Below are 351 nucleotides of genomic sequence, written 5' to 3'. Positions count from 1 at the left end.
TCAAACTCTCCAATAAAGTTAGTTTGTCTAGCATCTAAAAATAAAAATTGACGTTTCACGTTGTTTGTTTCGTTCAGTTTTCAAAGAACTTTTTGGTGGAGCCTAGCGGGATCGAACCGCTGACCTCCTGCGTGCAAGGCAGGCGCTCTCCCAGCTGAGCTAAGGCCCCAAACAATTATCGGGAAGACAGGATTTGAACCTGCGACCCCCTGGTCCCAAACCAGGTGCTCTACCAAGCTGAGCCACTTCCCGAAAGAAAACGCGCCCGAGAGGAGTCGAACCCCTAACCTCTTGATCCGTAGTCAAACGCTCTATCCAATTGAGCTACGGGCGCATATGGTGCCGAGGGCG

General features: G+C 50.7%; 3 tRNA genes. All 3 read right to left on the bottom strand.

What is annotated here, in order from left to right:
* Window positions 1-93 precede the first annotated feature (93 nt).
* The 3 genes from MR115_RS29715 to MR115_RS29705 all read right to left on the bottom strand — a co-directional run bounded on the left by MR115_RS29715 (window position 94) and on the right by MR115_RS29705 (window position 334).
* A tRNA-Ala gene (locus MR115_RS29715) sits at window positions 94-169 on the bottom strand.
* A 9-nt stretch (window positions 170-178) separates the two neighbouring features.
* Window positions 179-252, bottom strand: a tRNA-Pro gene (locus tag MR115_RS29710).
* Between the two features lie 8 nt (window positions 253-260).
* A tRNA-Arg gene (locus MR115_RS29705) sits at window positions 261-334 on the bottom strand.
* Between the last annotated feature and the right edge of the window lie 17 nt (window positions 335-351).

The sequence above is a fragment of the Bacillus cereus group sp. BfR-BA-01309 genome, assembly GCF_022664315.1.
Taxonomy (GTDB): Bacteria; Bacillota; Bacilli; order Bacillales; family Bacillaceae_G; genus Bacillus_A; species Bacillus_A mobilis.
This window is presented reverse-complemented; position numbering and strand designations above follow the sequence as displayed.